Origin of the sequence: Hyphomicrobium sp., from assembly GCF_041674905.1 — a bacterium.
Lineage (GTDB): Bacteria > Pseudomonadota > Alphaproteobacteria > Rhizobiales > Hyphomicrobiaceae > Hyphomicrobium_B.
Genome location: NZ_JBAYUV010000035.1, coordinates 12,431 through 38,489, shown reverse-complemented (window position 1 = coordinate 38,489; position 26,059 = coordinate 12,431). Strand labels below are relative to the sequence as shown.

23 protein-coding genes, 1 tRNA gene and 3 pseudogenes are annotated in these 26,059 nt (G+C 59.9%); 16 read left to right on the top strand and 11 right to left on the bottom strand.

Annotated features, from left to right (window positions below):
• Window positions 1–455: 455 nt before the first annotated feature.
• Entirely contained in the window at window positions 456–1,682 is a 1,227-nt protein-coding gene (locus tag WC026_RS13565; protein WP_372711541.1) for a DNA cytosine methyltransferase, read from the bottom strand.
• Window positions 1,683–1,805: 123 nt separating this feature from the next.
• Between WC026_RS13565 and WC026_RS13560 the strand changes: the two genes are divergently transcribed.
• Both WC026_RS13560 and WC026_RS13555 read left to right on the top strand, forming a co-directional pair.
• On the top strand, window positions 1,806–2,090 hold the full coding sequence (locus WC026_RS13560; protein WP_372711543.1) for a helix-turn-helix domain-containing protein: 285 nt from the start codon (window positions 1,806–1,808) through the stop codon (window positions 2,088–2,090).
• A complete protein-coding gene (locus tag WC026_RS13555) occupies window positions 2,077–3,210 on the top strand; it encodes a restriction endonuclease, SacI family (protein WP_372711540.1) in 1,134 nt (377 codons plus the stop codon). The genes WC026_RS13560 and WC026_RS13555 overlap by 14 nt, the downstream gene beginning before the upstream one ends.
• Here WC026_RS13555 and WC026_RS13550 read toward each other — a convergent pair.
• Window positions 3,095–3,559, bottom strand: a complete 465-nt coding sequence (locus WC026_RS13550) for a very short patch repair endonuclease (protein ID WP_372711539.1) — start codon at window positions 3,557–3,559, stop codon at window positions 3,095–3,097. The two genes, WC026_RS13555 and WC026_RS13550, sit on opposite strands and share 116 nt — an antisense overlap.
• A gap of 160 nt (window positions 3,560–3,719) precedes the next feature.
• Here WC026_RS13550 and WC026_RS13545 point away from each other — a divergent pair.
• Window positions 3,720–4,862, top strand: a pseudogene (locus WC026_RS13545) (recombinase family protein); the annotation flags it as partial.
• Between the two features lie 550 nt (window positions 4,863–5,412).
• Here the strand turns inward: WC026_RS13545 and WC026_RS13540 are convergent.
• Window positions 5,413–5,489 (bottom strand) — tRNA-Arg (locus tag WC026_RS13540).
• Window positions 5,490–5,623: 134 nt separating this feature from the next.
• Complete coding sequence (locus WC026_RS13535) at window positions 5,624–5,929, bottom strand: hypothetical protein (protein WP_372711538.1); 306 nt, start codon at window positions 5,927–5,929, stop codon at window positions 5,624–5,626.
• Between the two features lie 252 nt (window positions 5,930–6,181).
• Here WC026_RS13535 and polA point away from each other — a divergent pair, with 252 nt between their 5' ends.
• Entirely contained in the window at window positions 6,182–9,169 is a 2,988-nt protein-coding gene (gene polA / locus WC026_RS13530; RefSeq protein WP_372711537.1) for a DNA polymerase I, read from the top strand.
• A gap of 28 nt (window positions 9,170–9,197) precedes the next feature.
• On the opposite strand, the gene WC026_RS13525 is transcribed toward polA, so the two are convergent.
• A complete protein-coding gene (locus WC026_RS13525; RefSeq protein WP_372711536.1) occupies window positions 9,198–10,583 on the bottom strand; it encodes a polyhydroxyalkanoate depolymerase in 1,386 nt (461 codons plus the stop codon).
• A 325-nt stretch (window positions 10,584–10,908) separates the two neighbouring features.
• On the opposite strand from WC026_RS13525, the gene WC026_RS13520 reads away from it, so the two are divergent.
• Window positions 10,909–12,201 carry an NTP/NDP exchange transporter gene (locus WC026_RS13520; RefSeq protein ID WP_372711535.1) on the top strand — a complete coding sequence of 431 codons (1,293 nt, stop codon included), beginning with the start codon at window positions 10,909–10,911 and terminating at the stop codon, window positions 12,199–12,201.
• 24 nt (window positions 12,202–12,225) lie between these two features.
• On the opposite strand, the gene infA is transcribed toward WC026_RS13520, so the two are convergent.
• From infA to WC026_RS13505, 3 genes are all read right to left on the bottom strand, one after another.
• Window positions 12,226–12,522 (bottom strand): translation initiation factor IF-1, encoded by a 297-nt coding sequence (gene infA / locus WC026_RS13515; RefSeq protein WP_013214404.1) that lies wholly within the window; start codon window positions 12,520–12,522, stop codon window positions 12,226–12,228.
• Window positions 12,523–12,635: 113 nt separating this feature from the next.
• Window positions 12,636–12,842, bottom strand: a complete 207-nt coding sequence (locus WC026_RS13510; protein WP_372711534.1) for a cold-shock protein — start codon at window positions 12,840–12,842, stop codon at window positions 12,636–12,638.
• 295 nt (window positions 12,843–13,137) lie between these two features.
• Window positions 13,138–13,581, bottom strand: coding sequence for a YcbK family protein (locus tag WC026_RS13505; protein WP_372711533.1), 444 nt, complete (start codon window positions 13,579–13,581; stop codon window positions 13,138–13,140).
• A gap of 402 nt (window positions 13,582–13,983) precedes the next feature.
• Here WC026_RS13505 and WC026_RS13500 point away from each other — a divergent pair, with 402 nt between their 5' ends.
• The 3 genes from WC026_RS13500 (at window position 13,984) to WC026_RS13490 (ending at window position 15,197) form a co-directional block, all read left to right on the top strand.
• The gene (locus WC026_RS13500; RefSeq protein WP_372711532.1) at window positions 13,984–14,439 is read left to right on the top strand and encodes a hypothetical protein; all 456 of its coding nucleotides are present in this window, start codon (window positions 13,984–13,986) and stop codon (window positions 14,437–14,439) included.
• A gap of 134 nt (window positions 14,440–14,573) precedes the next feature.
• Window positions 14,574–14,831, top strand: coding sequence for a hypothetical protein (locus WC026_RS13495; RefSeq protein WP_372711531.1), 258 nt, complete (start codon window positions 14,574–14,576; stop codon window positions 14,829–14,831).
• A 93-nt stretch (window positions 14,832–14,924) separates the two neighbouring features.
• Window positions 14,925–15,197 (top strand): PepSY domain-containing protein, encoded by a 273-nt coding sequence (locus WC026_RS13490; RefSeq protein WP_372711530.1) that lies wholly within the window; start codon window positions 14,925–14,927, stop codon window positions 15,195–15,197.
• Window positions 15,198–15,279: 82 nt separating this feature from the next.
• On the opposite strand, the gene lepA is transcribed toward WC026_RS13490, so the two are convergent.
• Window positions 15,280–17,082, bottom strand: a complete 1,803-nt coding sequence (lepA, locus tag WC026_RS13485) for a translation elongation factor 4 (RefSeq protein ID WP_372711529.1) — start codon at window positions 17,080–17,082, stop codon at window positions 15,280–15,282.
• Window positions 17,083–17,257: 175 nt separating this feature from the next.
• Between lepA and WC026_RS13480 the strand changes: the two genes are divergently transcribed.
• Window positions 17,258–17,833 (top strand): hypothetical protein, encoded by a 576-nt coding sequence (locus WC026_RS13480; protein WP_372711528.1) that lies wholly within the window; start codon window positions 17,258–17,260, stop codon window positions 17,831–17,833.
• A 217-nt stretch (window positions 17,834–18,050) separates the two neighbouring features.
• Window positions 18,051–18,146, top strand: a pseudogene (locus WC026_RS13475) (rubrerythrin); the annotation flags it as partial.
• A gap of 95 nt (window positions 18,147–18,241) precedes the next feature.
• Here the strand turns inward: WC026_RS13475 and WC026_RS13470 are convergent.
• Window positions 18,242–19,129 carry an MBL fold metallo-hydrolase gene (locus tag WC026_RS13470; RefSeq protein ID WP_372711527.1) on the bottom strand — a complete coding sequence of 296 codons (888 nt, stop codon included), beginning with the start codon at window positions 19,127–19,129 and terminating at the stop codon, window positions 18,242–18,244.
• A gap of 74 nt (window positions 19,130–19,203) precedes the next feature.
• Here WC026_RS13470 and WC026_RS13465 point away from each other — a divergent pair, with 74 nt between their 5' ends.
• The 4 genes and pseudogenes from WC026_RS13465 to WC026_RS13450 all read left to right on the top strand — a co-directional run bounded on the left by WC026_RS13465 (window position 19,204) and on the right by WC026_RS13450 (window position 22,541).
• Entirely contained in the window at window positions 19,204–19,521 is a 318-nt protein-coding gene (locus WC026_RS13465; protein ID WP_319799227.1) for a metalloregulator ArsR/SmtB family transcription factor, read from the top strand.
• A gap of 3 nt (window positions 19,522–19,524) precedes the next feature.
• Window positions 19,525–20,040 (top strand): rhodanese family protein, encoded by a 516-nt coding sequence (locus WC026_RS13460; RefSeq protein ID WP_372711526.1) that lies wholly within the window; start codon window positions 19,525–19,527, stop codon window positions 20,038–20,040.
• Window positions 20,016–20,825, top strand: coding sequence for a sulfite exporter TauE/SafE family protein (locus WC026_RS13455; RefSeq protein WP_372711525.1), 810 nt, complete (start codon window positions 20,016–20,018; stop codon window positions 20,823–20,825). The genes WC026_RS13460 and WC026_RS13455 overlap by 25 nt, the downstream gene beginning before the upstream one ends.
• A 274-nt stretch (window positions 20,826–21,099) precedes the next feature.
• Window positions 21,100–22,541: pseudogene (locus WC026_RS13450) on the top strand (IS1182 family transposase).
• Between the two features lie 283 nt (window positions 22,542–22,824).
• Here WC026_RS13450 and WC026_RS13445 read toward each other — a convergent pair.
• Entirely contained in the window at window positions 22,825–23,736 is a 912-nt protein-coding gene (locus tag WC026_RS13445; RefSeq protein ID WP_372711524.1) for a LysR substrate-binding domain-containing protein, read from the bottom strand.
• A 154-nt stretch (window positions 23,737–23,890) separates the two neighbouring features.
• On the opposite strand from WC026_RS13445, the gene WC026_RS13440 reads away from it, so the two are divergent.
• Entirely contained in the window at window positions 23,891–24,640 is a 750-nt protein-coding gene (locus WC026_RS13440; RefSeq protein ID WP_372711523.1) for an SDR family oxidoreductase, read from the top strand.
• A 197-nt stretch (window positions 24,641–24,837) separates the two neighbouring features.
• On the top strand, window positions 24,838–25,998 hold the full coding sequence (locus WC026_RS13435) for an HlyD family secretion protein (protein WP_372711522.1): 1,161 nt from the start codon (window positions 24,838–24,840) through the stop codon (window positions 25,996–25,998).
• Window positions 25,999–26,059: the final 61 nt, after the last annotated feature.

Below are 26,059 nucleotides of genomic sequence, written 5' to 3'. Positions count from 1 at the left end.
GAAACCGCGCAGCAATAAGGCTCCATAAGCAAGAAGGCCCCCGATATCGGGGGCCTTCTTGCTGGCGTCGGTGCTGCACTTTTGCTCCGGAAATCTGCTGCACATTCTCTCCGGCGTTGACACGCGTCGTGGGAGGAATCCGAAGAACAGCACGAGCGCGCCTGTGCATGGATGCGCGAGCAATTAGCAACCGGTGCGCTGTCGTCGCTGTCTCACGCTGAACCCTTACCCCTTATGAATATTACTGCCTCGGAACCAGCCGCCCCTGAGTTGGACGCATTCACAGAGTGGCACATCGTGAAACTGTGCTTGAAGGCAATATTTCTGCCAAGGATGCTGTGATCGCCGTTTCGGCGCACGTTGGTGCACCCTAGCTCAAATCGAACGAGGTCTGGCTGCGCTACGTGCAATGGCTTCGCCACTCAGGCTCGACGACAGACGATCAGAACTAGAGGTTAGGCAACCGCCTTTTCTCTGGCCTTAGCTCGATTGCCCTTACCCGTGCCGGGATGCGCGGCATGGTCGCCCTGCAGCGTTAAATACTTGCGAGGAACAGCTGCCACTTTCTCTGGAGCAGGCAGAATTTTCCTGCGCGGCGGTAGCAACTTTAACCGCTTAGCCTTCGGCTTCTTTCCGAGAAGCTGCGCAGAAATCTCACGTGCAAGAACTTCAGCAAGCAGCGAGGGGACGGCGTTTCCGAGCAGCTTCTGCACCTGCGTTCTGCCGCATTCAAACACCAGCCCGTCAGGGAATGTCTGGAGCCTGCAGAGTTCTTGCGCCGAGAGCTTCCTGTTGCGCCAATGGAACGGGCCGATTGCAGATCCGGGTTGCGCCTGGATCGTCCAAGAAGGCCTGTCTTTGGCGAGTTTGAGCAAGAAGCTCCAGTATCGCGTGCGCCAACCGAATAGCGGCTTGCCTTGCCCGCGCGGCGTATGGTGCAGATAGTTGTCACCCTCGGGGATGCTCGGCAGAAGGTCAGCCCATTTGCCGCCCATCTTTAAATCTCGATCGTTCAGATTTTCAGGCAGATCACCCAGTGCGTCCCAAGCCGTACGGAACGGCTCGCACCGCTTAGCATCGCCGAAAAGATTTACCACCTGTCCATGGGTGGCCGCAGGGAACTCAAATTGCTGGCCATCGCGGCCGGCGATAATGAAAACGCGCTCCCGGTGCTGCGGCACACCGTAACTTGCCGCATCAAGCACGCACCACTGCGGGCGATAATTCGTGCCGGTCTCGCGATTGATCTGCTCGATCCCACTCAGTATGCGCTCAAGGCCTTCATCCTTGCCCTTGTAGGCCAGTCCATAAACGTTCTCGAGCAGCAGCGCCTTGGGTCGAGTGTCGCGAAGCACACGTAGGTATGCAGACAGCGTATCTGCACGTGGATCGTCGAGCCGGAGCGCATCACCGCGCGCCCAGTAACCTGACTTGGAAAACGGTTGACACGGAGGGCCACCAATAAGCACGTCGGCTTCGCCGGGCTTAAGTTTGCCAGCCTTCAAGATCTGCTTGGATGAAATGTTGTGAATATCGCCTTCAAGGACTGGCCAGTCCCTGTTCAGCCTGATGGTGGCGCAGCATACCGCGTCTAGCTCGACTGCCACTCGCGTCTCAAAGCCCGCCGCTTCGAAACCGAAATCAAGGCCTCCGACGCCGGTATAAAGACTGATGACCTTCACGTATGTGCCCCCATCCTGAACCCAGAACAAACGTGGAACGATTTGCTTGTACTGTCAATACAAGAGTACAGCACGTGCCAAGATCTGTACACTGTTAAATTTATTTGAGACAATGTCGTGGTGATGGATGACTCGGATATTTCCAATAACTTAGATGCCGATACGATGCTGATCCGACTGCGCGAGATGATGGACGCCTACGAGGCGCGTACTGGGGAGCACCTCACCTACGGGGAGCTTGCCACACGCACTCAACTCTCGCGCTCAACGATCGAATCAATGGCCACGCGATCAAGCTATAACGCAAGCCTCGATACGATCGAGCGAATCTGTGTTGCTCTCCACTGCCTGCCCGGTGAATTACTGAGGCTCGACACTGACCAAGGCGGGGGCAATGAGCGAAGATGATCCACGCATAGACAAAGCCCGTGCGAAGGCCATCCTGTTTGAGGAAGCGGCCCGTGCAGGCGCAGGCTTTATCGATCCCGTATGGGAACGCCTGATCGACACTTTCTCCCAAGCCTGTGAGAACTCCTCTCGCACGCATATCGCCTTTCTGGGCACGGCGATTCTGGCCAAGTGTATCGACGTGCGCTTCGATGCCTTCGCCGTCAAAGAAGCTGAAAGCGATCGTGCCTACTCAGCGCGCGGCTTGTGTCACAACGTGCTTGTGCCCAATGCGCCGGAGATCGACATCAATCTTGGGGTAACGGGCAAAGAGCCGCTAAACAACCAGCCCTACTTCCGGGTGCAGCGCGTCAGCCGCGATATGCCAGTGCGTGGGCCGGTGCGCCCCGTCATCGAGATGCTCTGCCAGCTTCTGGATAAGCTGGAAGCGTTGAAATCCGAAGCCGAGGCAAGACAGGCCCTGCGCGCCTTCATCGCCGTGCGCAAGCGGTATGGCCAGCGCTACGCTCCGCTAACTCGTATTACATCGGCATTGACCGCTGAGCAGTTGATTGCGGCCATCGAGGAGTTTGTCGCCGAGTCCTCTGAAGGCGGACGCCGGGCGCAAGCCATTGTTGCCGCTCTTATGAATTTGTTCGCGGGCGAAGACCGCGTGCATGTTGGCAGGGTCAACGATCCGTCCCGAACAGTGCCGGGAGATGTCGCCGTGCGTTCGGTAGATGATCCCGAAAAATGGGAGCGTGTCTTCGAGGTTCGCGACAAGCCAGTATCGCGCGAGGATCTTCTCCTATTCATCACGCGGTGCCGCGATGCCGGGATCGCGGAAGTTGCCATCGTTGCTGTTGCTGGCGGCCAAGAGGATATTCCGCTAGCCGAAGCCCGCTCTTGGGCCATTGAACGCGGGCTGGCCCTGAGTGTCTTTAAAACTTGGGCTGATCTCGTCACGCAGGTGCTCTATTGGGCACCCACACCGCAGATCGAAGGACTGGCCCAGCTTCCGGCTCTTATCTACGCGCGGCTCGTGGCGCTAGAGGTCTCGCCTTCGGGGGCCGCCGCTTGGCTTGATCTAGTTGGCTCGCCTGAAGACGGGCATCCACAGGACACTGTAAAAATTTTCTGAGTCCTGCGATCAGCCGTTCCCTGTCTTTGAGTTCGCATTCCCAAAGTACGAGTGCATCCCAGCCCCTCTCGGCCAGGGCGCACAGTTGAGCGGAGTCTCGGGCGGCGTTGCGCGCGAGCTTCGGTCCCCAATACTCCGGTCTGGAATTCGGAAGCTTGCGTCCATCCCGGCAATCGTGCCGGTGCCAGAAGCAGCCATGCACGAAGATGACCTTGCGATGCCTCGGCAGAACAAGATCGGGAGAGCCCGGCAGATCACGCCGGTGCAGCCTGAAACGAAAACCGAGCGCGTGCACGGCGCGCCTCACGATAATCTCAGGGCGGGTATCCGTCTTTCGGATTCTCGCCATACGCTCCGAAAGGGTGAGTCTGGTACGAGTCAGCTTGCTGCTGCGATTCAATCCACGCTTATCCCGCTACAAAATTGCAACTTTGCTCCCAAGGGAAAGCTCATCGGGGTAGTATCGTTACAACTCAAGATTCTATCATTTTAATCTAGGTTTTACCGCAGTGTATGTTTCAGAAATTCATATAAATGGCTTCCGCTGTTTTGGTCCTGCCAACCCGCTCGATCTTAAACTAAGACGGGGCCTGAACATTCTTGTAGGCCCCAACGATGCTGGCAAGACAGCCGTCATTGATGCCGCCCGTTCTTTGTTATGGACGAGAGGGGATGACATTCTTCGCCTCGACCCCCGCGCCGTCATCTACTGCCGCGTATCCGACCCTAAGCAGGTCACACGCGGCTCTGGCCTTGGCTCGCAGGAAACGCGCTGCCGCGATTACGCGCGCGCCAAGGGCTATGACGTGGCGGAAGTATTCCGCGATGAAGGCACATCGGGCAGCGTTGTTGATCGCTCCGGCATGCTTTCCATGCTCGCTTTCCTCAAGAAGCATCGCCGCACTGATACGCACGTCGTCATAATCGATGACATCAGCCGCCTTGCGCGCGGGCTTGAGGCGCATATCCAGCTTCGCACCGCTATCAGCGCCGCAGGCGGCAAGCTGGAATCGCCATCCATCGAATTTGGCGAGGATTCCGACAGCATGCTTGTCGAGAACCTTCTCGCCTCCGTCTCGCAGCATCAGCGCCAGAAGAATGCCGAGCAGACCAAGAACCGTATGCAGGCCCGCGCGACCAACGGCTATTGGGGATTCTCACCGCCCATCGGGTATCGCTATGACCGCGTGGCCGGGCATAGCGGCAAGGTGCTCGTGCCCCGCCAACCGCTCGCAAGCGTCATCCAGGAGGCTTTGGAAGGATTCGCGTCCAACCGCTTCGAGACGCAGGCCGAGGTGCAGCGGTTCCTGCAGAACAACTCCATCTTTCCGAAGAACCGCTTCGGCACGGTTCATTCGCAGAAGGTGAGCCAGATTCTCACGCAAGTGCTTTATGCCGGACACATGAGCGTGCGGGAATGGGGCATGTATCGCGTGCCCGCGAAGCATGAGGCGCTGATCTCCTATGAAACCTTCCTCAAAATCGATGAGCGGCTGCATGGACGCCAGCCGGTCGCGCCGGATCGCGCCGATCTGAGCGATGATTTCCCGCTGCGCGGCTTCGTGAACTGCGCCTGCTGCGACCGGCCCATGACGGCGGCCTGGGCACGCGGCAGCAAGGGCACGCGTTACGCCTATTACTGGTGCTTCACCAAAGGCTGCGCGATGGCGCGCAAGAACATCCGCAAGGCGACGCTGGAAGGTGACTTTGAGCACCTGATCGATTCCATGCGGCCTACGCAGGAGCTGTTGTTCGCCGCCCATGCCATGCTCAAGGTGCTTTGGGAGCAGCGCGAGACGCGGGCCAAGGAGCAAGCATCCCACGCCACGCGCGAGCGGCAGGCCATTGAGCGCAAGACTGAGCAGCTTATCGCGCGTCTCGTTGAGACGGACAGTCGTGCCGTGATCAGCGCCTATGAAGCGCAGCTTCAAAAACTGCAAGATCAGAAGAATCTGCTGACGGAAAAATGCGCCGCTGTGAGCCGTCCGAAGAAGACCTTCGAGGAAAGTTTTCGAACCTCGTTTGCCTTCCTCGCAAACCCCCGAATTCTATGGGCTTCCGGGCGTATTGAGCACCGCCGAAAGATGCTCCGTCTCCTGTTTGGTGGTCGCGTCCAATACGCGGTTTCCGAAGGACTTCGAACCCCTCAGATCACCAAGCTTTTTGCGGCTTTGCAGGAGTTTTCAAATGACAATTCAGTAATGGCGCACCCGGCAGGATTCGAACCTGCGACCTTCGCCTTCGGAGGGCGACACTCTATCCAGCTGAGCTACGGGTGCTTGAGCCGCGAGACTGATACCGCATTCGCCGCCGGCCCGCAAATGCTCACGCTGGGAGATCCCGGGCGTCACAAATAAAAGGGTGAGGCTCGTCGCCTCACCCACGTGCGTGATGGCTCAATCGGATCGATCGCCTAGTAACGGCAGGGGCGCGCAACGACGACGCATTTCGCGAGCAGGATCGCGCCCTTCTTGCAGTCCCACTGGAGGCCCTGAGCGTTGCGGAAATCCGAATAACGCGGTCCGTAAAGGCGCGCGACGGTCGCTCTCCAATTGTGCCTCGCCTCGATGCGGGCTTTCTCCGATCCGGCGCCTAGGATACCGGTTGCGGTAGCGAAGCCTTCCACGGGCGCCCGGCAGCGCGGCAGGGCGCTCGCTTCGACGGTCCCCAACCCGGCTGCAACCGTGGCCAGAAATACAACCGTAAGTTTCCTGGTCATGCGCATAATCGTAACTCCCTTCTCATCCAATGGCGTCGTGTGGCGGTGCCGACTGGCAGGCGGCTCCTTGCCGACGCCGGGCAGATCAGCCATGCGCGCCGGATGCTGTCAACGGAGGCGACCCGTAGCGAGCGGAATGATCGGATAGTGTGCGATTTGCGCCCGTACTTTTCGACACCACAGATCGCGGGGTGGGGCAATTTTCCCGCATGGGCGTTGGTCAGGGCGGGCGATGTCCCTATAGTGCGGTGCATGACGACAAAATCGAAAAAAGACCAAGCTATTGAACAGGCTTCCGTGGCGCTGTCAGAGAACGTCCCGGTGGGCAAGGGCAGTCATGTCTATCTCATCGACGGCTCGGGCTATATTTTCCGCGCGTTCCACGCGTTGCCGCCGCTGACGCGACCGTCGGATGGGCTGCCGGTCGGTGCCGTGCATGGCTTCTGCCAAATGCTGTGGAAGCTGCTGCGCGAAAGCAAGGTGTCGGAAGCACCGACGCATATGGGCGTGATTTTCGACGCGGGGCGCGAAACGTTCCGCAACCAGATCTATCCGCAGTACAAGGCGCAGCGGCCGCCGCCGCCGGAAGAGCTTGTTCCGCAGTTTCCGCTCATTCGCGATGCGGTCAGGGCGTTCAACGTCGCGTGCGTTGAACTCGATGGCTTTGAGGCGGACGACATCATCGCGACGTATTCGCGGATGGTCGTCGACGCTGGCGGCGACGTGACGGTCGTCTCGTCCGACAAGGATTTGATGCAACTCGTGCGCCCCGGGGTCACGATGTTCGATGGCATGAAATCGAAGCGCATCGGCCGGGACGAAGTAATCGAGAAGTTCGGTGTGCCGCCGGAGAAGGTTGTCGACGTTCAGTCGCTTGCGGGCGATTCCGTCGATAACGTTCCGGGCGTGCCGGGCATCGGTATCAAGACCGCCGCCGAGCTGATCGTCGCCTATGGCGACCTTGATACGCTGCTCGCACGCGCGGGTGAGATCAAGCAGCCGAAGCGGCGCGAAAAACTCATCGAATTTGCGGAGCAGGCGCGCGTGTCACGCAGTCTCGTGCTGCTCAAAGACGACGTCGTGCTCGGAACGGGAATCGAAGCGCTGGGCGTGCGCGATCCGCAGGCGGACGCGCTACTCGGGTTTCTACGCGCGATGGAATTTAATACGCTGACGAAGCGCATCGCGGAGGGATTGGGCGCGGAAGCGCCGCCGCCGCTTGCGGTGTCCGTTGGGTTTAGCGTCAAGGCTCCGCAGCAGCAGGCGAACCTTGACGTCATCGAGGCGTCTGCGCCGCAAGATGCGTCTCCCGCCGCGGCTGTTGCGGCGGGCGCCGCGATGGCACGGGCGCAGCCGATCGACCGCAGCAAATACGAGACCGTTACGACGCGCGCACGTCTCGAAGAGTGGGTTCGCCGGGCGAGTGGCGCGAGCCATGTCGCGTTCGACACCGAGACGACCGATCTCAATGCGCTCGATGCTGAGCTTGTCGGGCTGTCTCTTGCGATCGCGCCGGGCGACGCCTGCTATATCCCTCTCGGCCATACGGGTCCGAGCGGCGATCTGTTTGGAGGCGAAGACAATCGTCCGCAACAGCTCGCGGCGAACGAAGCCTTGGCGCTGTTGCGTCCGTTGCTTGAAGACCCGAGCGTGCTCAAGATCGGGCAAAACATCAAGTACGACATGCTGGTGATGAAGCGGCACGGCATCGAGGTGACGCCGTTCGATGATACGATGCTGCTGTCCTACGCGCTTGATGCCGGACGAGGGCAGCACGGCATGGATGCGCTTGCCGAGCGGCATCTTGGTCATATGTGCATGACGTTCGCACAGGCGATGGGTCATGCACCCGGCGCCAAGAAATCGGATAAGACGTTTGCGGCGATGCCGCTCGACAAAGCGACGGAATATGCGGCGGAAGATGCCGACGTGACGATGCGGCTTTGGATGACGTTGAAGCCGCGTCTCGCCGCCGAACGCATGACGACCGTCTATGAAACGCTCGAACGGCCGCTGGTGCCGGTGATCGTCGGAATGGAGCATGCGGGCATCAAGGTCGACCGGGATATTCTTTCGCGGCTGTCGCACGCGTTCGCGCAACGCACGGTGCGCCTCGAAGAAGAGATCAACGGATTGGTCGGGCACAAGTTCAATCTCGGATCGCCGAAGCAGCTTGGCGAATTGCTGTTTGACCGGCTGAAGCTGCCGGGCGGAAAAAAGACCAAGAGCGGACAGTGGGAAACGCGCGCCAATCTTCTCGACGATCTTGCCGCCAACGAGGAACTCGATGGCGACGCACGCCGCCTGATCAATACCATGCTCGAATGGCGGCAGATGACGAAGCTGAAGTCGACGTATACCGATGCGCTGCCGGCGTACATCAACGCCGAGACAGGCCGCATCCATACGAGCTACGCGCTGGGCGCGACGACGACGGGCCGTCTCGCGTCGTCCGATCCCAACCTGCAGAACATTCCGATCCGGACGAAGGAAGGTCGCGAAATCCGCACCGCTTTTATCGCGGACAAGGGGATGCAGCTCATCTCAGCGGACTATTCGCAGATCGAGCTGCGCGTGCTCGCGCACGTCGCCGATATTCCACAGCTGAAGAAAGCGTTCGCGGACGGTCTCGACATTCACGCGATGACGGCGTCGGAAATGTTCGGCGTGCCGGTGAAGGACATGCCATCCGACGTGCGCCGCCGCGCCAAGGCGATCAACTTCGGTATCATCTACGGTATTTCGGCGTTCGGCCTCGCCAATCAGCTGAGCATCAGCCGTGAAGAGGCGGGCGACTATATCAAGACGTATTTCCAGCGCTTTCCGGGCATTCGCGACTACATGGACGCGACGAAGAAGCAGGTGCACGCGCATGGCTACGTTGAAACGATCTTCGGACGGCGCATTCATTATTCCGAGATCAACACGAAGAACCCGTCGATGCGCGGCTTTCTGGAGCGGGCGGCGATCAATGCGCCGATCCAGGGTTCGGCCGCCGACATCATTCGCCGGGCGATGATCCGGATGCCGGTGGCACTCGAAGATGCCAAGCTCGCATCGGCCAGAATGCTGCTGCAAGTTCACGACGAACTCGTTTTCGAAGCCGCGGACAACGAAACTCAGGCTCTCATCCAGACGGCGCGTCGCGTGATGGAAACGGCGGCTGAACCTGCGCTCAAGCTTTCCGTTCCGATCCACGTCGACGCCAAGGCGGCGAGCAACTGGGACGAGGCTCACTGACCGCCGAGGCAACGGACTTCGACGTCTGCTATTTTGCGAGTGTGGTTTCGGGGGTGCGGCTGCCGTTTGCGCTCTTCAACGGTGAAACCGTTCTCCGCCAGTCAGGAGAGGAGTCGAGCGCGTCTTGCAGAATGCGATGCGGGCGCTGCGTGCGGGCCGTTCCGTCGGCCGAACGGTGCTTGTAATTGACGTCGCGGATGAACTCGCGGATGCGCGGTTGGATTTCCGTGCGCCAGCGCGTTCCGTTGAAGACGCCATAGTGACCGACGCCGGCCTGCACGTAATGCACTTTCTCGTCGCTCGGGATCGATGTGCAGAGGTCGTGCGCGGCCTCCGTCTGGCCGAGGCCGCAGATGTCGTCGCGCTCGCCTTCGATCGTCATGAGGGCCGTCTTGGCGATGACTGAACAGTCGACAAGCTCGCCCTGGTGCATCAGTTTTTTGTCGGGCAGGAGGTGGTCCTGAAACACCGTCTGGACGGTCTGCAGATAGAATTCCGCAGTCAGGTCCATGACCGAGAGGTATTCCTCGTAGAAGGTCTGGTGCTGACGGACGCTGTCGCAGTCGCCCTTGACGAGATTGTTGAATAGCTCGACGTGCGCGTTCATGTGGCGTTCGAGGTTCATCGTCATGAAGCCCGTCAGCTGCATGAACCCCGGATAGACAGGGCGCATGAAACCGGCATGCGGAAACGGCACCGTCATGACGACGTTCTGCTCGAACCAGGAGATCGGTTGCTGGGCGGCGAGTTCGTTGACTTTCGTCGGATTACGCCGGGTGTCGATGGGCCCGCCCATCAGGATCAGGGAGGCGGGCTGCACTTCTTCGTTGCGCGCCGCCATGACGGCCGTCGCAACAAGCGCGGGAACGGCGGGCTGACAGACGGCGAGAACGTGCGTGTCGGCGCCGATAAGACGGACGAAGTGGGTGAGATATTCCACAAAGTCATCGAAATCGAAGCGTCCGGCCGCGATTGGAACGTTCCGGGCATCGGCCCAGTCGGTGATATAGACGTCGTGCTCGGGCAGCATGACTTCAACCGTGCCACGGAGAAGCGTCGCGTAGTGCCCCGACATCGGCGCGATGATAAGCACCTTGGGATCGTTGCGCTTGCCGCCGGCTTGCGCCTCGTCGCGGACGAAATGGATCAGGTTGCAGAAGGGCAGCGCGAGCGCGGTTTCTTCGTGAACGGGGACGTCCACGCCTGCCACCGAAACGGCCTTGATGCCGAATTCGGGCTTGCCGTAGCGGCGCGTGATGCTTTCGAAAACCTCGCAGGCGGCCATCATGTTTTTGCCGGCTGCGGTGTAGGCCATGGGGTTCAAGGGCCAGTCGAGGGTGCTCCGGAGAGCTTGAACACCGAATCGGACGGGCGACATGAACGCGTGGGCCATTTCATAGGCGTAGTAGTTCATATCGCTTGGAATCCTTTGATTTTACGCCGTTTTCCGGCTCGTATCTCCAAATCGCAGAGCAGCATGTTGTTGCTGCATTGCATTAGTATAGAACGATTGCACTTTGCCACAATCCAGAAAACGCTTGCTTCCCTAATGCTAAAGCACACCCATGCAAGAAAGGTGCGAGAAAGGTACAGTGCTTCGGGCGACCTCATCTGAGCGCGATTCTCCGCTGCGGCGCACCAAGGGGAGAGGGTCTTATGAACGGTTGAGAGCAGGATTCAGTTCAGAGTAAACAGATTTTTTGAACGGCATTCCCTAGCGCCCTGCTGCCCGGAGACTCATGAGCAACGAAACGCCCCCTCCCACGGCGGCGCAGCCGGTTCCGTGGCTCAAGCGCTTCGTCAATGTCGAGCCTGGCGAGGTCGCCGCTCTGCTCGCCTCGTTCGCGATGTTTTTCGCGCTGCTCTCCGCCTACTACATCGTGCGACCGGTTCGCGACGAGATCGGCGTCAGCCTCGGCAAGGACGCGCTCCACCAGCTGTTCACCGTCGTCTTTTTCGTCATGATCGCGCTGGTGCCGCTGTTCGGCTTTGTCGCGGCACGCTTTCCAAGGCGGCTTGTGCTGCCGTCGATTTATATCTTCTTCGCGCTCAATCTCGTCGGCTTCTGGCTGGCGATGAAATCGGGCGATAAAAACGTTTGGGTCGCGGGAACGTTTTTCGTCTGGGGCAGCGTCTTCAATCTCTTCGTCGTGTCGCTGTTCTGGAGCCTGATGGCGGAACTCTGGACGCATACGGAGGCGAAGCGGCTTTATGGGTTCATCTCGGCGGGTGGCACGGCAGGCGCGTTCGCCGGGCCGCTGCTGACGCAAGGGCTGGTGCGGCTGGTCGACCCCGTCAATCTGCTGCTCGTGTCGGCGGCGTTGCTGATCGCGGCCATGATCGCCGGGCTTGCCGTCAGACGGTTCAAGACCGGCGGCGCCGGGCCGGAGATGGACGCGACGGGCGGTGGCATTCTCGACGGCGCGATCAAGGTATTCCGGACGCCGATGTTCGCGCGGATCGCGATTTTCATCTTCGTCGCGAATGTCGTCGGAACGTTTTTCTACCTGGAGCAGGCGCGTCTCGTGGCGCTGACCATTCACGATAGCGCGCAGCGGATTGAATTTTTTTCGGGCCGCGATCTCGTCGTGAGCATCGTGACCTTTCTCATCGAAGTTTTCGGCACGGCGCGCGTGTTGCAACGTTTTGGCGTGACGGTGGCGTTGCTGGCACTGCCAGTGACAGCAGCGGTCGGAACGCTGCTCTTGAGTTTCGACGCTGCCTTATGGGTTGTCGCCGCCGTCATGGTCGCGGAACGCATCGTGGCGTTCTCGCTCGCAAATCCAGCGATCAAGGTCATCTACACGCTGGTGTCGCCGGACGAAAAATACAAAGTGCAGAACTTCATCGATACGGTCGTGTTCCGTGGCGGCGACGCGGCGTCGGGATGGGTTTATGCAGGGCTTGGTGGCGGGCTCGGGTTCGCCACCGGTGCGATGGGAGCCGTCGCCATGCCATTGGTCCTTGTCTGGATCTGGATCGCGCGACATCTTGGCGCCGATCATCGTGAGCGAGCGGGAGAACCCGCTTAGCTGCGTTTTGCCTGTTGGTGGTGTTCAGCGCCCGCCGCGACGAGGCGGACCACCGGGGCGTGCGCCGCCCGAGAATTCGCCACCGCCCTGACCAGGACGGCTGTCCTTGTGACGGAAGTTGATACGCCCTTTGGTGAGGTCGTAAGGCGTCATCTCGACGGTGACACGGTCGCCGGCGAGAATGCGGATGCGGTTTTTCTTCATACGTCCCGAGGTGTACGCGATAACCTCATGCCCGTTATCGAGCTTCACGCGGCAACGCGCGTCGGGCAGGACCTCGTCCACTACCCCCTCGAACTCGAGCATCTCTTCTTTTGCCATTCGATCTCCGAACGTCCTGTTTCACGGTCCGATTGTGTGACTGTGGTCTGATAAGAAAAGCGGGGAGCAGACGAGCTGCTCCCCGCGCGAGTAAAGTGGTCTTCTCGAAATCGTTAGAGCGGACGAAGGTTCACGGCAGCGATCTTGCCGTTACGTCCACGTTCGGTTTCGAAGTAGATCTTCTGGCCTTCGCGGAGCGACTGAAGGCCGGCGCGTTCAACCGCCGAGATGTGCACGAAAACATCGCTGCCACCTTCTTCCGGCTGAATAAATCCGTAGCCCTTCTGACCATTAAACCACTTCACAGTCCCGTTCGACATTCATTGCCTCCAAAGCAAACGTGCGTCCTCCGGCGGTATGACGGAGGCCATCAAATCGCGCGATGGAGACGTCTTAAAGCAGGCGGTAGCGCTGTCGAAGAGTAAGCCAAGGCGTGTTCGATGGCGACTATATGCCTTGCTCGGCTAAGAAAGGCAAGGTCGCCACAGTCTTTCCGAGGCTCTGCCGAATGGCTTAAAGGCTCTTTAAATCCAGGCTATTTCGAGGTTCGGATGAGACGTTTACGATGCTGGCGTGGCGCGAGGGCGGGCGCTTTTTACCCGCCCTGCGATGTGATCAGGTCCGGCCGCTCGGGCGGTTGAGGGCGACAAAGTGCGGCCCGATGTCGACGTGGATGTGGTCCATGTCGCGATAGGTCATGACGCCGCCGTTGTGGTGATTGGCAATGAGCCAGCTGACGACCTGTCCCTTTTTCCCGGGAATGCGGAAATCGATCGCCTGACCCGAGGCATGGCGGGAGGGGTGTCTCGTTCCCGCAATTCTGGCGCCGGGGCGGCATGTCGATACAATCTCGACGTTGCCGAAGCGTGCCCGAATGCGGTTGAGGAGGGCTCGCGCTTCCCACGTCAGACAGGTGATCGACGACCCGGATGCGGCGGCGAGGTGGCGACTGGTCATCGCACGGTTCTTCAAGTTGGGACTGAATTGCGCGGCATTGACTGTCACCGGAACGGCAGTCGCAAGCACAACGGAAAGCAGAGCAAAAGATCCCTTACTCATGGGAAGTCCTCGTGTTGGTTGTGATGTCTGGATGTCCAATCGACGCCAGGCCACGCCTTGAGGAGGGTGGAAACCGCGGCCGCATCTCGCGCGGTGGGCGTCTTTGGATGATTGAAAAGGGAGCCGCGAGCGCCAGCTTCCTTGGGTGCCGTGTCCGGAACTCAGCGCGTCAGGCTGGCCCCCGTGACAATCGCGATGCCGATGGACCGGTACGCAGCGAACGCTGAAAACGCGAAGCAGTGGGCGAGAATAAGGCGGCTGGTTAAGATGCCGCATGAGCGTGGTAGTGTGCCAACAGAAGCGCCTTGAAATCTATGACAGGCCCATCGACCGTGGAATATTTGGTCGCAGCAGGGCAGCAAGACATGTGACGGACGGGGACAGCGAAGAAGGGGAACGGACATGAATGCCTTGAAGAGTATTATCGTCGGCTTCATCGCGGGAGCGATCGCAGCCGTGACGGTGCAAGAGGCCATCAGCTGGCTGTTTGTGCACTACTGGACGGGATGGAACGTCGAGCCCTGGAGCATGGCGCCGACACGCAGCCTGATTGCTCCGGACATCGAAGTACCGTGGCTCGTCGGGACCGCGATCACGGGCGGTCTCTGGGGCGCGTTGTTTGGATTGATCCTGGGATGGCGGCCGCAGGGCATGATGACGATCCGGGGCGCCATCCTCGGCCTGTTCGGACCTGGCCTCATCAGCGCGTTCACGGTGGTGCCGTACCTTGCGCACCAGACGTCGCCGCTCATTGAGGGCAATGCCGAGGTGATCGTGCCGATCCTTTGTATTTCGGCCGGATTCGGCGCCGTGGCGGCATGGCTCTACGGCCTGTTCAGTTTCGGCCGACTGCCCTGATTACGACGTAGCGATTGCGCAGCAAGACCGCAGGGCCCTGGTGGAGACGCCGGGGCCTTCATATTTGAGATGCAAGAGGCATTGCGGCTTTCTTCGCCGGATGTGCCAGGTGGCCGTTATGAAGGATGCTGCAAATGCGCGTGTTGGGACCCGTCTTGCTGACCCTTATCGTGACCGCGACCGCCGCTTCGGCTGCGCCTCAGGTCAGGCACGGCCATAAACGAAAGCATGTGCCGCCGGCTTATGCGACGCGGGACTGCACGCCCATCAACGGGTTTTACGGCTACTACGGCAATCCGTGGTGCGATACCGGCTCGTATCGCCCCGCCGACATCGAATTCCGCGAACGGCAGCGCGCGATGCGGCGGCAAGGCTGGAGCAGACCGCGTTGAAAGCCCAACTGCGTAAACGGGCTGCCAAGCGTGTGAACAAAATCGGGCCGCTCGGCGTTGCCGGGTGACACACTCGCAAGGAGAGTTTCAGTCATGATCCGTAACATCACCGCTTCCGCGATTCTTGCTTCCACGGCGTTGTTCGCAGACGTGGCATTCGCCGACGGCCGTCCGCCGACCACTGAGGAAACGACCGCTGTCACTGCGGCGCTGACCAAGGCCGGGTTCACGAAGTGGGGTAAAGTCAAGTTCGATGACGGAAAGTGGGAGGTCGACAATGCCGTCGGCGCCGATGGCAAAACGTATGACGTCGACTTGAGCGCCACCGACATGTCGGTGATCAAACAAGAGATCGACAACGACTGAGCTCGATCACATATTTTATCAGATGCAATTGGGGCGGCGATCCACGCGATCGCCGCTTGTATTTTTTGCGGCAGCAGCCGGATCAGTTGTCGTCCATCTTCAGGGCATTGATGAACGCTTGCTGCGGGATTTCGACCTTGCCGAACTCGCGCATCTTCTTCTTGCCGGCTTTCTGCTTGTCGAGCAACTTGCGCTTTCGCGTGATGTCGCCGCCGTAGCATTTTGCAAGGACGTCCTTGCGCAGCGCCTTGATCGTCTCGCGCGCGATGACCTTGGCGCCGATCGCCGCCTGGATCGGGATCTGGAACAGATGCGGCGGGATGAGCTCTTTCAACTTCTCGCACATCGAGCGGCCGCGGCTTTCGGCGCGTGAGCGGTGCACGACGATCGAGAGCGCATCGACGGGCTCGCTGTTGACGAGGATCGACAGCTTGACGAGGTCGCCTTCCTCGTAATCCTTGATGTGATAATCGAACGAGGCGTAGCCGCGCGACACGCTTTTCAGCCGGTCGTAGAAGTCGAATACGACTTCGTTCAGTGGCAACTCATAGATCACCATGGCGCGTGAACCTGCGTAGGTCAGCTGCTTCTGGCGTCCGCGCCGATCCTGGCAGAGTTTCAAAACAGCACCGAGGTAATCGTCGGGCACGAGAATCGTCGCCTCGATCCACGGTTCCTTGATGTGATCGATCTTGACCACCTCCGGCATGTCGGCCGGATTGTGCATCTCGATCATCGAGCCGTCATTCATATACAGATGATAGATAACGCTCGGCGCGGTGGTGATGAGGTCGAGGTTGAACTCGCGCTCCAGTCGCTCGGTGATGATCTCGAGGTGAAGGAGCCCGAGGAAGCCGCAACGGAAGCCGAAGCCGAGAGCGGCCGAGCTTTCCGTTTCGAATGAAAAGCTCGCATCGTTGAGCCGGAGCCTGCCCATCGCTTCGCGCAGATCCTCGAAGTCGGCGGCATCGACGGGAAAGAGCCCGCAGAAAACGACGGGTTGGGCCGGTTTAAAGCCGGGCAACGGTTCGGTGGTCGGGTTCTTCTCATCCGTCACGGTATCGCCGACGCGGGTGTCGGCGACTTCCTTGATGGCGGCGGTGAAGAAGCCGACCTCGCCGGGTCCGAGCTTCTCGAGCATTTCCTGCTTCGGGCGGAAAATGCCGACGCGCTCGATCTGATAGTCGGCGCCGCTCGACATCAGCTTGACGCGCTGGCCCTTCTTCAACGTGCCGTCGATGACGCGCACGAGCACGATGACGCCGAGGTAGGCGTCGTACCAGCTGTCGATGAGCATGGCTTTCAGCGGCTTCGCGGTATCGCCCTTCGGCGGCGGCAGGCGCTCGACGATGGCTTCTAGAACGGCTTCGACGTTGAGGCCCGTCTTGGCCGATACGCCGATCGCATCGGAAGCGTCGATGCCGATCACGTCCTCGATCTGCTGCTTGACGCGGTCGGCATCGGCCGCCGGCAGATCGATCTTGTTGAGAACGGGCAGGATTTCGAGATTGTTGTCGAGCGCCTGATAGACGTTGGCGAGCGTCTGCGCTTCGACGCCCTGGCTCGCATCGACGACGAGGATCGCGCCTTCGCAGGCAGCGAGTGAGCGCGAAACCTCGTAGGCGAAGTCGACGTGGCCGGGGGTGTCCATCAGATTGAGCTGATAGACCTCGCCGTCCTTGGCCTTGTAATCCAGGCGGACGGTCTGGGCTTTGATCGTGATGCCACGCTCGCGCTCGATGTCCATCGAGTCGAGGATTTGGGCCTTCATTTCCCGGTTCGAGACATTGCCGCAGAGCTGAATCAGGCGGTCCGACAGGGTCGACTTGCCGTGATCGATGTGAGCAATGATAGAGAAATTTCGTATCCGTGAGATATCGGTCATGGGCGGGGCTCATAGCACCCGGAACCTGATGGCAAAAGGGCCGTTAAGCTCATGAGCCTATTTAGCCGACGGCTGCTTCGCCGCATGGGCCTATAAGATTACTGGCGACTTGGTTGTCAGTGTGCGAAAAACCTGGGGAAGCCCGCAAGAGACGTTCGAAATCCGGAGAGACGATATGGCGAACTCACCCTTCGAGGCCAATCCAGCCTTCACTAAGCTTGGCGAGGATACACGCAAGGCCGTCACCCAAGCCTTCGACGCGATGTCGAATTGGCGTTCCGAGCTTGCGGATCTCGGCGAGAAGAACAGTAACGCCGTGTTCGACAAGATGGCGGACGCGGCCAAGTCGTTGGGCTGGCCGACGGATTTTGTCGAACTCAGCCGGAAACAGATGCAAAACGCCTCGAAATTGCAGTTGCAGGCCGTCGATCAGGTGATGGACGTCTGGGAGAAGCAGGTGAAGTCGATCGGGGCGGCCGGCCAGCTGCCGAATTTCCCAAACTTCCCGAATTTCCCTAATTTCCCAGGCTTCGGCAATGCAACCTCCGGGCAGTCGGGCTTTCCCGGTGGTGGTGTGTTCCCGGGTATGCCGGACTTCGGCGCGGGCGCAACCAATCCGATCCAGTTCTGGATGCAGGCCGCCGAGATGTGGCAAAAGGGCTGGCAGCAAGCGATGTCGACCTGGGTCGATGCGCAGCAGAATACCATGGGCAAGTCGTCGGGCGGCAGCGGCAAACCCGGCTCGCGCTAGCTTTAGACATTCCACAGTTCACGTATTTCCGGCGCCGACCCTCGCAAGACGGTCGGCGCTTTCGTATTTCGCGCCGTTTCCGCGATGTCGCCCACCCGCTGGAGTGTGCGCCACGGTCGCGTCCACCATCCCTTGCCTGATTTATCCCATCAACCTATATTAGAATTATTCTAAATTATAGGGTTGAGCAGGCTGCTGCGCCTGGAAATCGGGTTCGATGCGAAAATTCACTGATCTCGATGAGCGTGAAATTCTGGCCCTCGCTATCTCGCTGGAGGAGGAGCATGGGCGGATTTATGCCGACTATGCCGCGCCGGAGATGATGAAGATGAGAACTGGCAAATCATTGTATAAGAAATTTCTACAACAATCAGTTGGCAGATTTCCTTAATCTTGCCCTATCAGCCCCTAGCTCGAAATGTCGATCCCGCCCTTGATCTTCACCGGGATGCGGAGGAACCGGACGCCGTTCTCTTCTGCCTCCGGAAAGCGCCCAGCGCGGATGTTCACCTGGATCGACGGCAGCAGCAGCTTTGGCACCGCCAATGTGGCGTCGCGTGCTTCCCGCATGGCGACAAATTCATCTTCATTCACGCCGTCATGCACATGGATGCTGGCCCGACGTTCCTCACCCACAGTCGTCTCCCAACGATATTCGTCGCGGCCCGGCGCCTTGTAGTCATGGCAGAGGAACAGCCGCGTGTCGTCCGGCAGGCTGAGAACGCGGCGGATCGAACGATATAGCTGACGGGCATCGCCGCCGGGAAAATCGGCGCGCGCGGTGCCGTAATCCGGCATGAACAATGTGTCGCCCACAAAGGCTGCGTTGCCAATCCGGTAGGTCAGGTCGGCGGGAGTGTGCCCGGGTGTATGCATCACCTCCACTTCCAGCGTACCGAGCGCAAAGCGCTCGCCATCGGTGAAAAGGCGGTCAAAGTCCGACCCATCGGTCTTGAGGCCATCGAATGCAAAGATCGGCCGGAAAATCTTCTGCACATCGCGGATATGCTCGCCAATACCGATCTGCGCGCCGGTCTTCGCCTTAATATAGGGCGCGGCGGAAAGATGATCGGCGTGGGCGTGCGTTTCCAGAACCAAGGCGATATGCCAGCCCCTTTCCTCCGCCACCGCCAGGATCCGCTCGGCCGAGGCTGTATCGACCTCGCCGCTCGATAGATCGAAATCCAGCACGGGATCTATCACCGCGGCCACGCGTGTTGCGGGATCGGTAACCAGATAGCTGATCGTGTTGGTAGATTTGTCGAAGAACGCTTCGATGATCGGCTGGGCAGCCATGGGAACCTCCAATCGTTCCTTGACTATATATTAGAAGATTCTATATTAGCAATATCTAATTAAGAGGTGCTCTGATGCGCAAGCCCCCGATGGACCTGACGACATTTGAGAAGAAAGCCGGCGAAGTGGCGCAAGTGCTGAAGGCGATCGGCAATGACCGGCGCCTGATGGTGCTGTGCAAGCTTGTCGAACATGACGAGCGCACAGTCGGCGATCTCGCCGATGACGTCGGCCTCTCACAGTCGGCCCTCTCACAGCACCTTGCCCGGATGCGCGACGAGGGTCTCGTCGCCTTCCGCCGCGAGAGCCAGATGCTCTGGTACCGGATCGCCGATCCGCGAACCAAGGCGCTGCTCGCCACGCTTTACCGGCTCTACTGTCAGGAGGACTGACCTATGACGATGAAATCCGTTAGCCCCGCAGAGGCGCGGTCTCTGATCGAAACCGGCGCCAAGCTGATCGACATTCGCACCCCTGATGAACATGCGCGTGAGCATATTCCCGGCGCGGTCAATGTGCCCTTGGCCGAGATCAGCCGCTTTCAGGCCGGTGATTGCCCGGTCGTATTCCATTGCCGCACGGGTGCGCGAACCGAAGCCAACGCTGTCCGGCTCGGGGCGGCCACCAGCGCGCCCTGCTATGTGCTGGAGGGCGGGATCGAGGCATGGCGCCGCGCCGGGCTTGAGGTGAAGGCCGACCGACACCAGCCGCTTGAATTGATGCGGCAGGTCCAGCTTGCCGCCGGAGGGTTGGTGCTGCTTGGAGTTGCGCTCGGGTTCCTCGTCGGCCCCGGCTTCTTCGCCCTTTCCGCCTTGGTCGGCGCCGGGCTGATGATGGCGGGCGCGACCGGCTGGTGTGGTATGGCGCGACTGCTGCAGCATATGCCATGGAACCGGCGGATGGCGGCCTGATGATCGTAACCGCGACGGAAATCCTGCTCGCGCTGGCCTCGGGCGGCCTGATCGGCATCGTGCTGGGGCTGGTAGGCGGCGGCGGCTCGATTCTCGCCGTGCCGTTGCTAATCTATGTGGTCGGCATCGGCTCCACCCATGCAGCGATTGGCACGGCGGCAGTGGCCGTTGCGGCGAATGCCGCTGCAAGCCTTGGCGGCCACGCCCGCGCAGGCATGGTCAAATGGCCCTGCGCCCTGGTCTTTGCCGTGGCAGGTGTCGTCGGCGCGGCGATCGGGGCAGAGATCGGCAAGACAGTCGGCGGAACAAGGCTGCTGATGCTGTTCGGCTTGCTGATGATCGGCGTGGGCCTTTCGATGCTACTTAAGCGACGGCGTGAGGAAGATCCCGGAGTGCGACTGTCACGCACGACAGCTGCGGTGCTTCTACCCCGCCTCGTGCCGATGGGACTGGGCGTCGGCCTTGCTGCCGGTTTCTTCGGGATCGGCGGAGGCTTCCTGATCGTGCCTGCCCTCATCGCGGCGACGGCCATGCCTCTTGTCTATGCGGTCGGCACGTCGCTTGTCGTCGTCACCGCGCTCGGGCTGACTACGGCCACCTCTTATGCAGTGTCCGGCCATGTCGACTGGCCGCTTACCGCCCTCCTCATCGCGGGCGGTGCCGGCGGGGCAATAGTGGGGATCCGGCTGGGCCAACGGCTCGCCGCCCACAAGATGCTGTTCGAGCGGGCCTTCGCTGCCTTGGTTGTCGCTGTCGGCATTTATATCGCGACCGTAGCGGCCTAAGGTCGAGCTATCGAGGTTCTCTCTTTGGTTCGGGAACGGCTACGGTTGAGAATGCCGGATTTCCGTGCTCTCGGTAGCGTGGCGCGCCATCAAAAAAAGGCAATCAAAACAGCTTCTGAAGCTGCGCGCTGCTGAACAAAGATGAGAACTGTTATCCGCGATAATCGGTTCGCATTCTGCGCGGTGCTGTCGGCAATGCCGAGAGGCCGTGTGAAAACGCGCGCATTCTGACGAACCGATGTACGATTCCCGTGAGCATGAGCGGGAGGATCGAATGGGGCGATTCATCGAGGGCGTGGAACGAACGCAGGCGACGCTTCTGCCTGCAACGATTGACGACTACGTCAGCGAAAACAATCCGGTTCGCGTCGTCGATGTCTTCGTCGACGCGCTTGATCTGGCAACACTTGGCTTCGAAGGCGTCATTCCCGAGGAGACCGGGCGTCCCAGCTATCATCCGGCGACAATCCTCAAGATCTATATCTACGGCTATCTCAACCAGGTGCAGTCATCGCGTAGCCTCGAGCGCGAATGCCATCGGAACTTGGACTCATTTGGCTGACCGGAAGCCTGGCACCGGACTTCAAGACGATCGCCGATTTCCGCCGCGACAACGGTCCTGCCATTCGCAAAGTGTGTGCTCAATTCATCGCCCTTTGTCGCGGCATTGACCTTCTAGACGCCAGGATCGTTGCCATTGATGGCAGCAAGTTCAAAGCCGTTAACGCCAAGGCGAAGAGTTTCACGCGAGAGAAGCTGCATCGGCGTCTGGGCGAGATCGATGCGGCTATCGCGCGGTATATGGCGGAACTCGATCGCTCGGACGAGGTGGTCAGCAAGACCGGCATGCATCCGGTTGCGGCGCGCATGGCTCGGACGATCAAGAAGCTCGCCCACTATAGGAAAGAAGCTGGTGCGCTCCGCGCCATCGAGCGGCGTATGGACAGCTCTGGCGAGACGCAAGTGTCGCTAACCGATCCGGATTGCCGAGCTATGGCCACGACGAGCAAGCAGCCGCGCGTCGTTGGCTACAATGTGCAGAGCGCCGTCGAGACGAAGCACCATCTGATCGTCGCACACGAGGTGACCAACCACGGCTATGACCGTGACGCCCTATCGATGATGGCGCAAAAGGCGCGTGAGGTAATGGCCGCTCTCGATATCGAGGCCGTCGCCGACAAGGGCTATTACAAGGGTGAGGAGATCGTTGCATGCGAGCAGTCGGGCATCGCCGTCACTGTGCCCAAGCCGAACACCTCCAATGCAGGAGCGGCCGGCCGCTTCGACCGCGCAGACTTCGTGTATCGCGCTGGAGAAGACGCCTATGAGTGCCCAGCGGGGAAGAAGCTCACCTACCGCTTCACGAACGAGGAAGCCGGCAAGACGCTGCGCAGCTATTGGACCAATGATTGCGAGAGCTGTGCAATCAAGCGCAGGTGCACGACGAGCAAGCAGCGGCGCGTCCGGCGATGGGAGCACGAGGACATCCTAGAGCGCGTTCAGAAGCGTCTCGACGACGACCCCGGCAAGATCCCCTTGCGAAGCAAGACCGTCGAGCATCCGTTCGGAACGATCAAGGCCTGGATGGGGGCAACGCACTTCAAGATGAAGACGCTGAGGCACGTTGCTACCGAAATGGCATTGCACGTGCTGGCCTACAATCTGAAGCGGGTGATGGCGGTTCTCGGAGTGCCGAGGCTACTCAGGGCGATCTGAGGGCTCTCTCCCAGAAGCGGCTGTTGCTTCCCTGAGCTTGGGCGCCGTTATCACACAGCCTCCAGAGAAAGCGGACATCAGCGGTGCACGTTTCCTCCTCCACTACACGAGTATTTAGCCGGTGTCCGCTGTTGTATACGACCGCCGGAACCTACAGCGAAGCCGCTTCGGCCGCTGTCGTTCGTTACCTGCCATCGGTTCTGAGGCCGCGTGGGCCCAAAAGCTGCAATGCATTTTCGAACAACTCTGTTGTGTATGATACTTACACATGTTGTTGGGTTCCTTAGGCGTCGGGGTCCATCCATTTGCGATGCTCGGCAAAGTGTGCCGACGCCAGATCGAGGAAGGTGCGCACTTTGGCCGAGAGCTGATGGCGGTGCGGATAAATCGCGTTGATCGCGAATTCGGTTGGGTGATGATCGGCCAATAGACGGACGAGCGCTCCCGACTTGATGTCGTCAACAATGATGAAGCTCGGGGCAAGGAAAACACCGTGCCCTCCGAGCGCGAGCGCCCTCAGGACATCGGCGCTGTTCGTCACGACGCTGCCGGAAACGCGCACCGATGCAGGTTTTCCGGCAGCATCTTCAAAGTGCCATTCATCGCCGAAGGGATAGAACGCGTAGCGCACGCAATTGTGGTCTGCGAGATCTGCCAGCGCGCTCGGTGCCGAGTTGCGCTCGAGGTAGCCCGGCGAGCAGCACAAAATATGCCGCCAGGGTGTCAGCCGCTTCACGATCAAACTTGAATCCGGCGGCGGTATTGTGCGGATGGCGAGATCGATCCCTTCTTCGACCAGGTCGATCATCCGGTCGCCGACCATCAGTTCGATCGAGACCGCCGGATTGTTGGTGAGAAATTCGGATATAACGGGCGCCAGGAAATTATGGATGTGCGTGCTCGTGTGGAGGCGCAGCGTGCCGCGTGGCGTCGATTGCAACGCGCCGGCGATGCGGTCGGCTTCGTCGAGATCGGCGAGGATTTGCTTCGAGCGTTCGTAGTAGGTCTTGCCCGTCTCAGTCAGGCTCACCTTGCGCGTTGTTCGGTTGAGAAGTCGCGCCCCCAAACGATCCTCGAGCGACTGGATGTGATTGCTCACCATCGTCACGGACATGTTGAGGCGGCGCGCCGCCGCGGAAAAGCCGCCGCATTCCACGACGCGTCCAAATACGGTGAGACTGGTCAGACGGTCCATGATGGGATTATCCGCTCTTGCTTGACGATCCTTTCACTTGTTCGCCAATTACCACGGCAGGCCTGAAGCCGCATCTTCCTTCTCAACGGCGTGAGGGGAGGTGTCCCCCGATCTTACCCCCGGCCAAGTGTCAAGCTCCCGAAAGGAATTCGCCATGTCACGTCTGAAAGGAAAAAAAGCCCTGATTACGGGAGGAACGACTGGCATCGGCCTGGAGACGGCGGCCCGTTTTATTGCCGAGGGCGCCCGCGTAGCCGTCACCGGAAGTAATCCGGCCAATATCGAGCAGGCACGGAAGGCGTTGGGTCCGAGCGCTTTGGTCTTCCGGGCCGACGCCGGCAATGTCGCGAGCCAAAAGGATGTCGCCAAGACCGTCGGAGACGCTTTCGGCAAGCTCGACGCCGTTTTCATCAATGCAGGCGTCGCCGATTTCCGTCCCGTCGAGCAATGGGACGAAGCGGGCTTTGACAGATCGATCGCCGTCAACGTCAAGGGGCCTTATTTCCTTGTGCAGGCGTTGCTGTCGATCCTGAACGATCCGGCATCGATCGTGCTCAATACTTCGATCAACGCCCACCTTGGCATGCCGAATTCCAGCGTCTATGCGGCGACGAAAGCGGCGCTGCTGTCGATGGCCAAAACGCTGTCCGGTGAATTGATCGGCCGCGGCGTGCGCGTCAATGCGATAAGTCCAGGCCCAATAGAAACGCCGCTTTATGGCAAACTCGGCCTTGGAAAATCCGATCTCGATGCGATGACGAAATCGATCCTTGGACAGATACCGGCGGCCCGCTTCGGCAAAGCCTCCGAGATTGCGGACGCCGTCGTTTTCTTCGCGTCCGACGAGTCGGCGTTTACGGTCGGCAGCGAGTTGGTAATCGACGGAGGGATGAGCAACCTTTAAGGGGCTTTTGCCAGGGTTGCGGGAGAAGGGGCGCTTTGGAGCGCCCTTTCTTTTGCGTGCGGCGTCGATCGATTATCCGCTTTGATTTTATAATATGTGCTATATTTCTGGGATTATCGCCTCGCATTGGACGGCGCATTCTCCTCGCATAACAACGCTGCTCCCGAAGGGACGGCCTCACTATCCTGGAGGATGTCATGGCTGAAATGCCCCGAGCTGAAAATTTTCAGCAAGTTCAGGTCCATGAGCAGGGCGCCGCTACCCCGGCGAAGCCCCGTAGCGTTGCCAGGCGTTCCGCCGTCGCGGCTGCCCTGATGCTCGGTGCGGCCGCGATCGGATATTACGGCTACGATTACTGGACGACCGGCCAGTATCTCCAGTCGACCGACGACGCATATGTCAAGGCGGACTACACGACCATCGCCCCGAAAGTTTCCGGCTACATCGCCGACGTGCTCGTTGCCGACAATCAGACGGTAAAAGCCGGTGCCGTTCTCGCCCACATCGACGACCGCGATTTTCGCACTGCGCTCGCGCAGGCCCAGGCCGATGTGAAGGCCTCGGAAGCCGCCGTTCGCAATCTGGATGCTCAACTCACGCTTCAGAATTCGATCATCGATCAGGCCAAGGCGACCGTCGCCGCGACGCAGGCTTCGCTGACATTCGCCCAAGCCGACGCCGACCGTTATCACGAGCTGACCAAGACCGGTTTGGGTACTGTGCAAAGGGCGCAGCAGACGGAATCGATCAAGAGCCAGACAACCGCACAATTGCAGCGCGATCAGGCGGCGCGTGTTTCGGTCGAGGCAAAAGTCGTCGTATTGACGACCGAGCGCGAGCAGGCCGTAGCGCAACGTGATCGGGCTCAAGCGGTGGCGCATCAGGCCGAACTCAATCTCTCGTACACGACGATCAGCGCACCGGTCGATGGAACCGTCGGTGCCCGTTCGATCCGCGTCGGGCAGTTCGTGACGGCCGGAACGCAGCTGATGGCGGTGGTGCCGCTGCACGCCACTTACGTTGTCGCTAATTTCAAGGAAACGCAGCTTACCTATATCCGTGACGGCCAGCCCGTCGAAGTCTCCGTCGACGGCTTCCCCGGCGTCTCGCTTAAAGGCCATGTCGATAGCTTGTCGCCGGCGAGCGGCCTCGAGTTCTCGTTGCTGCCGCCGGACAACGCCACGGGCAACTTCACCAAGATCGTCCAGCGCGTACCGGTGAAGATCGTCCTCGATCCATGGGATCTGCAGGGCTTCTTGCGCCCCGGCATGTCAGTCGAACCGACGATAGATACGAGAGCCGCTGCACAACATGAGAGTCCTGCGATCGTAGCGGCATCTTCAAGCCCGCGCGGATAATCCTTCCGATCTTTCCAAGATTATCAATTTTCCAATTATTCCGCATGCTGCAAGCATCAGA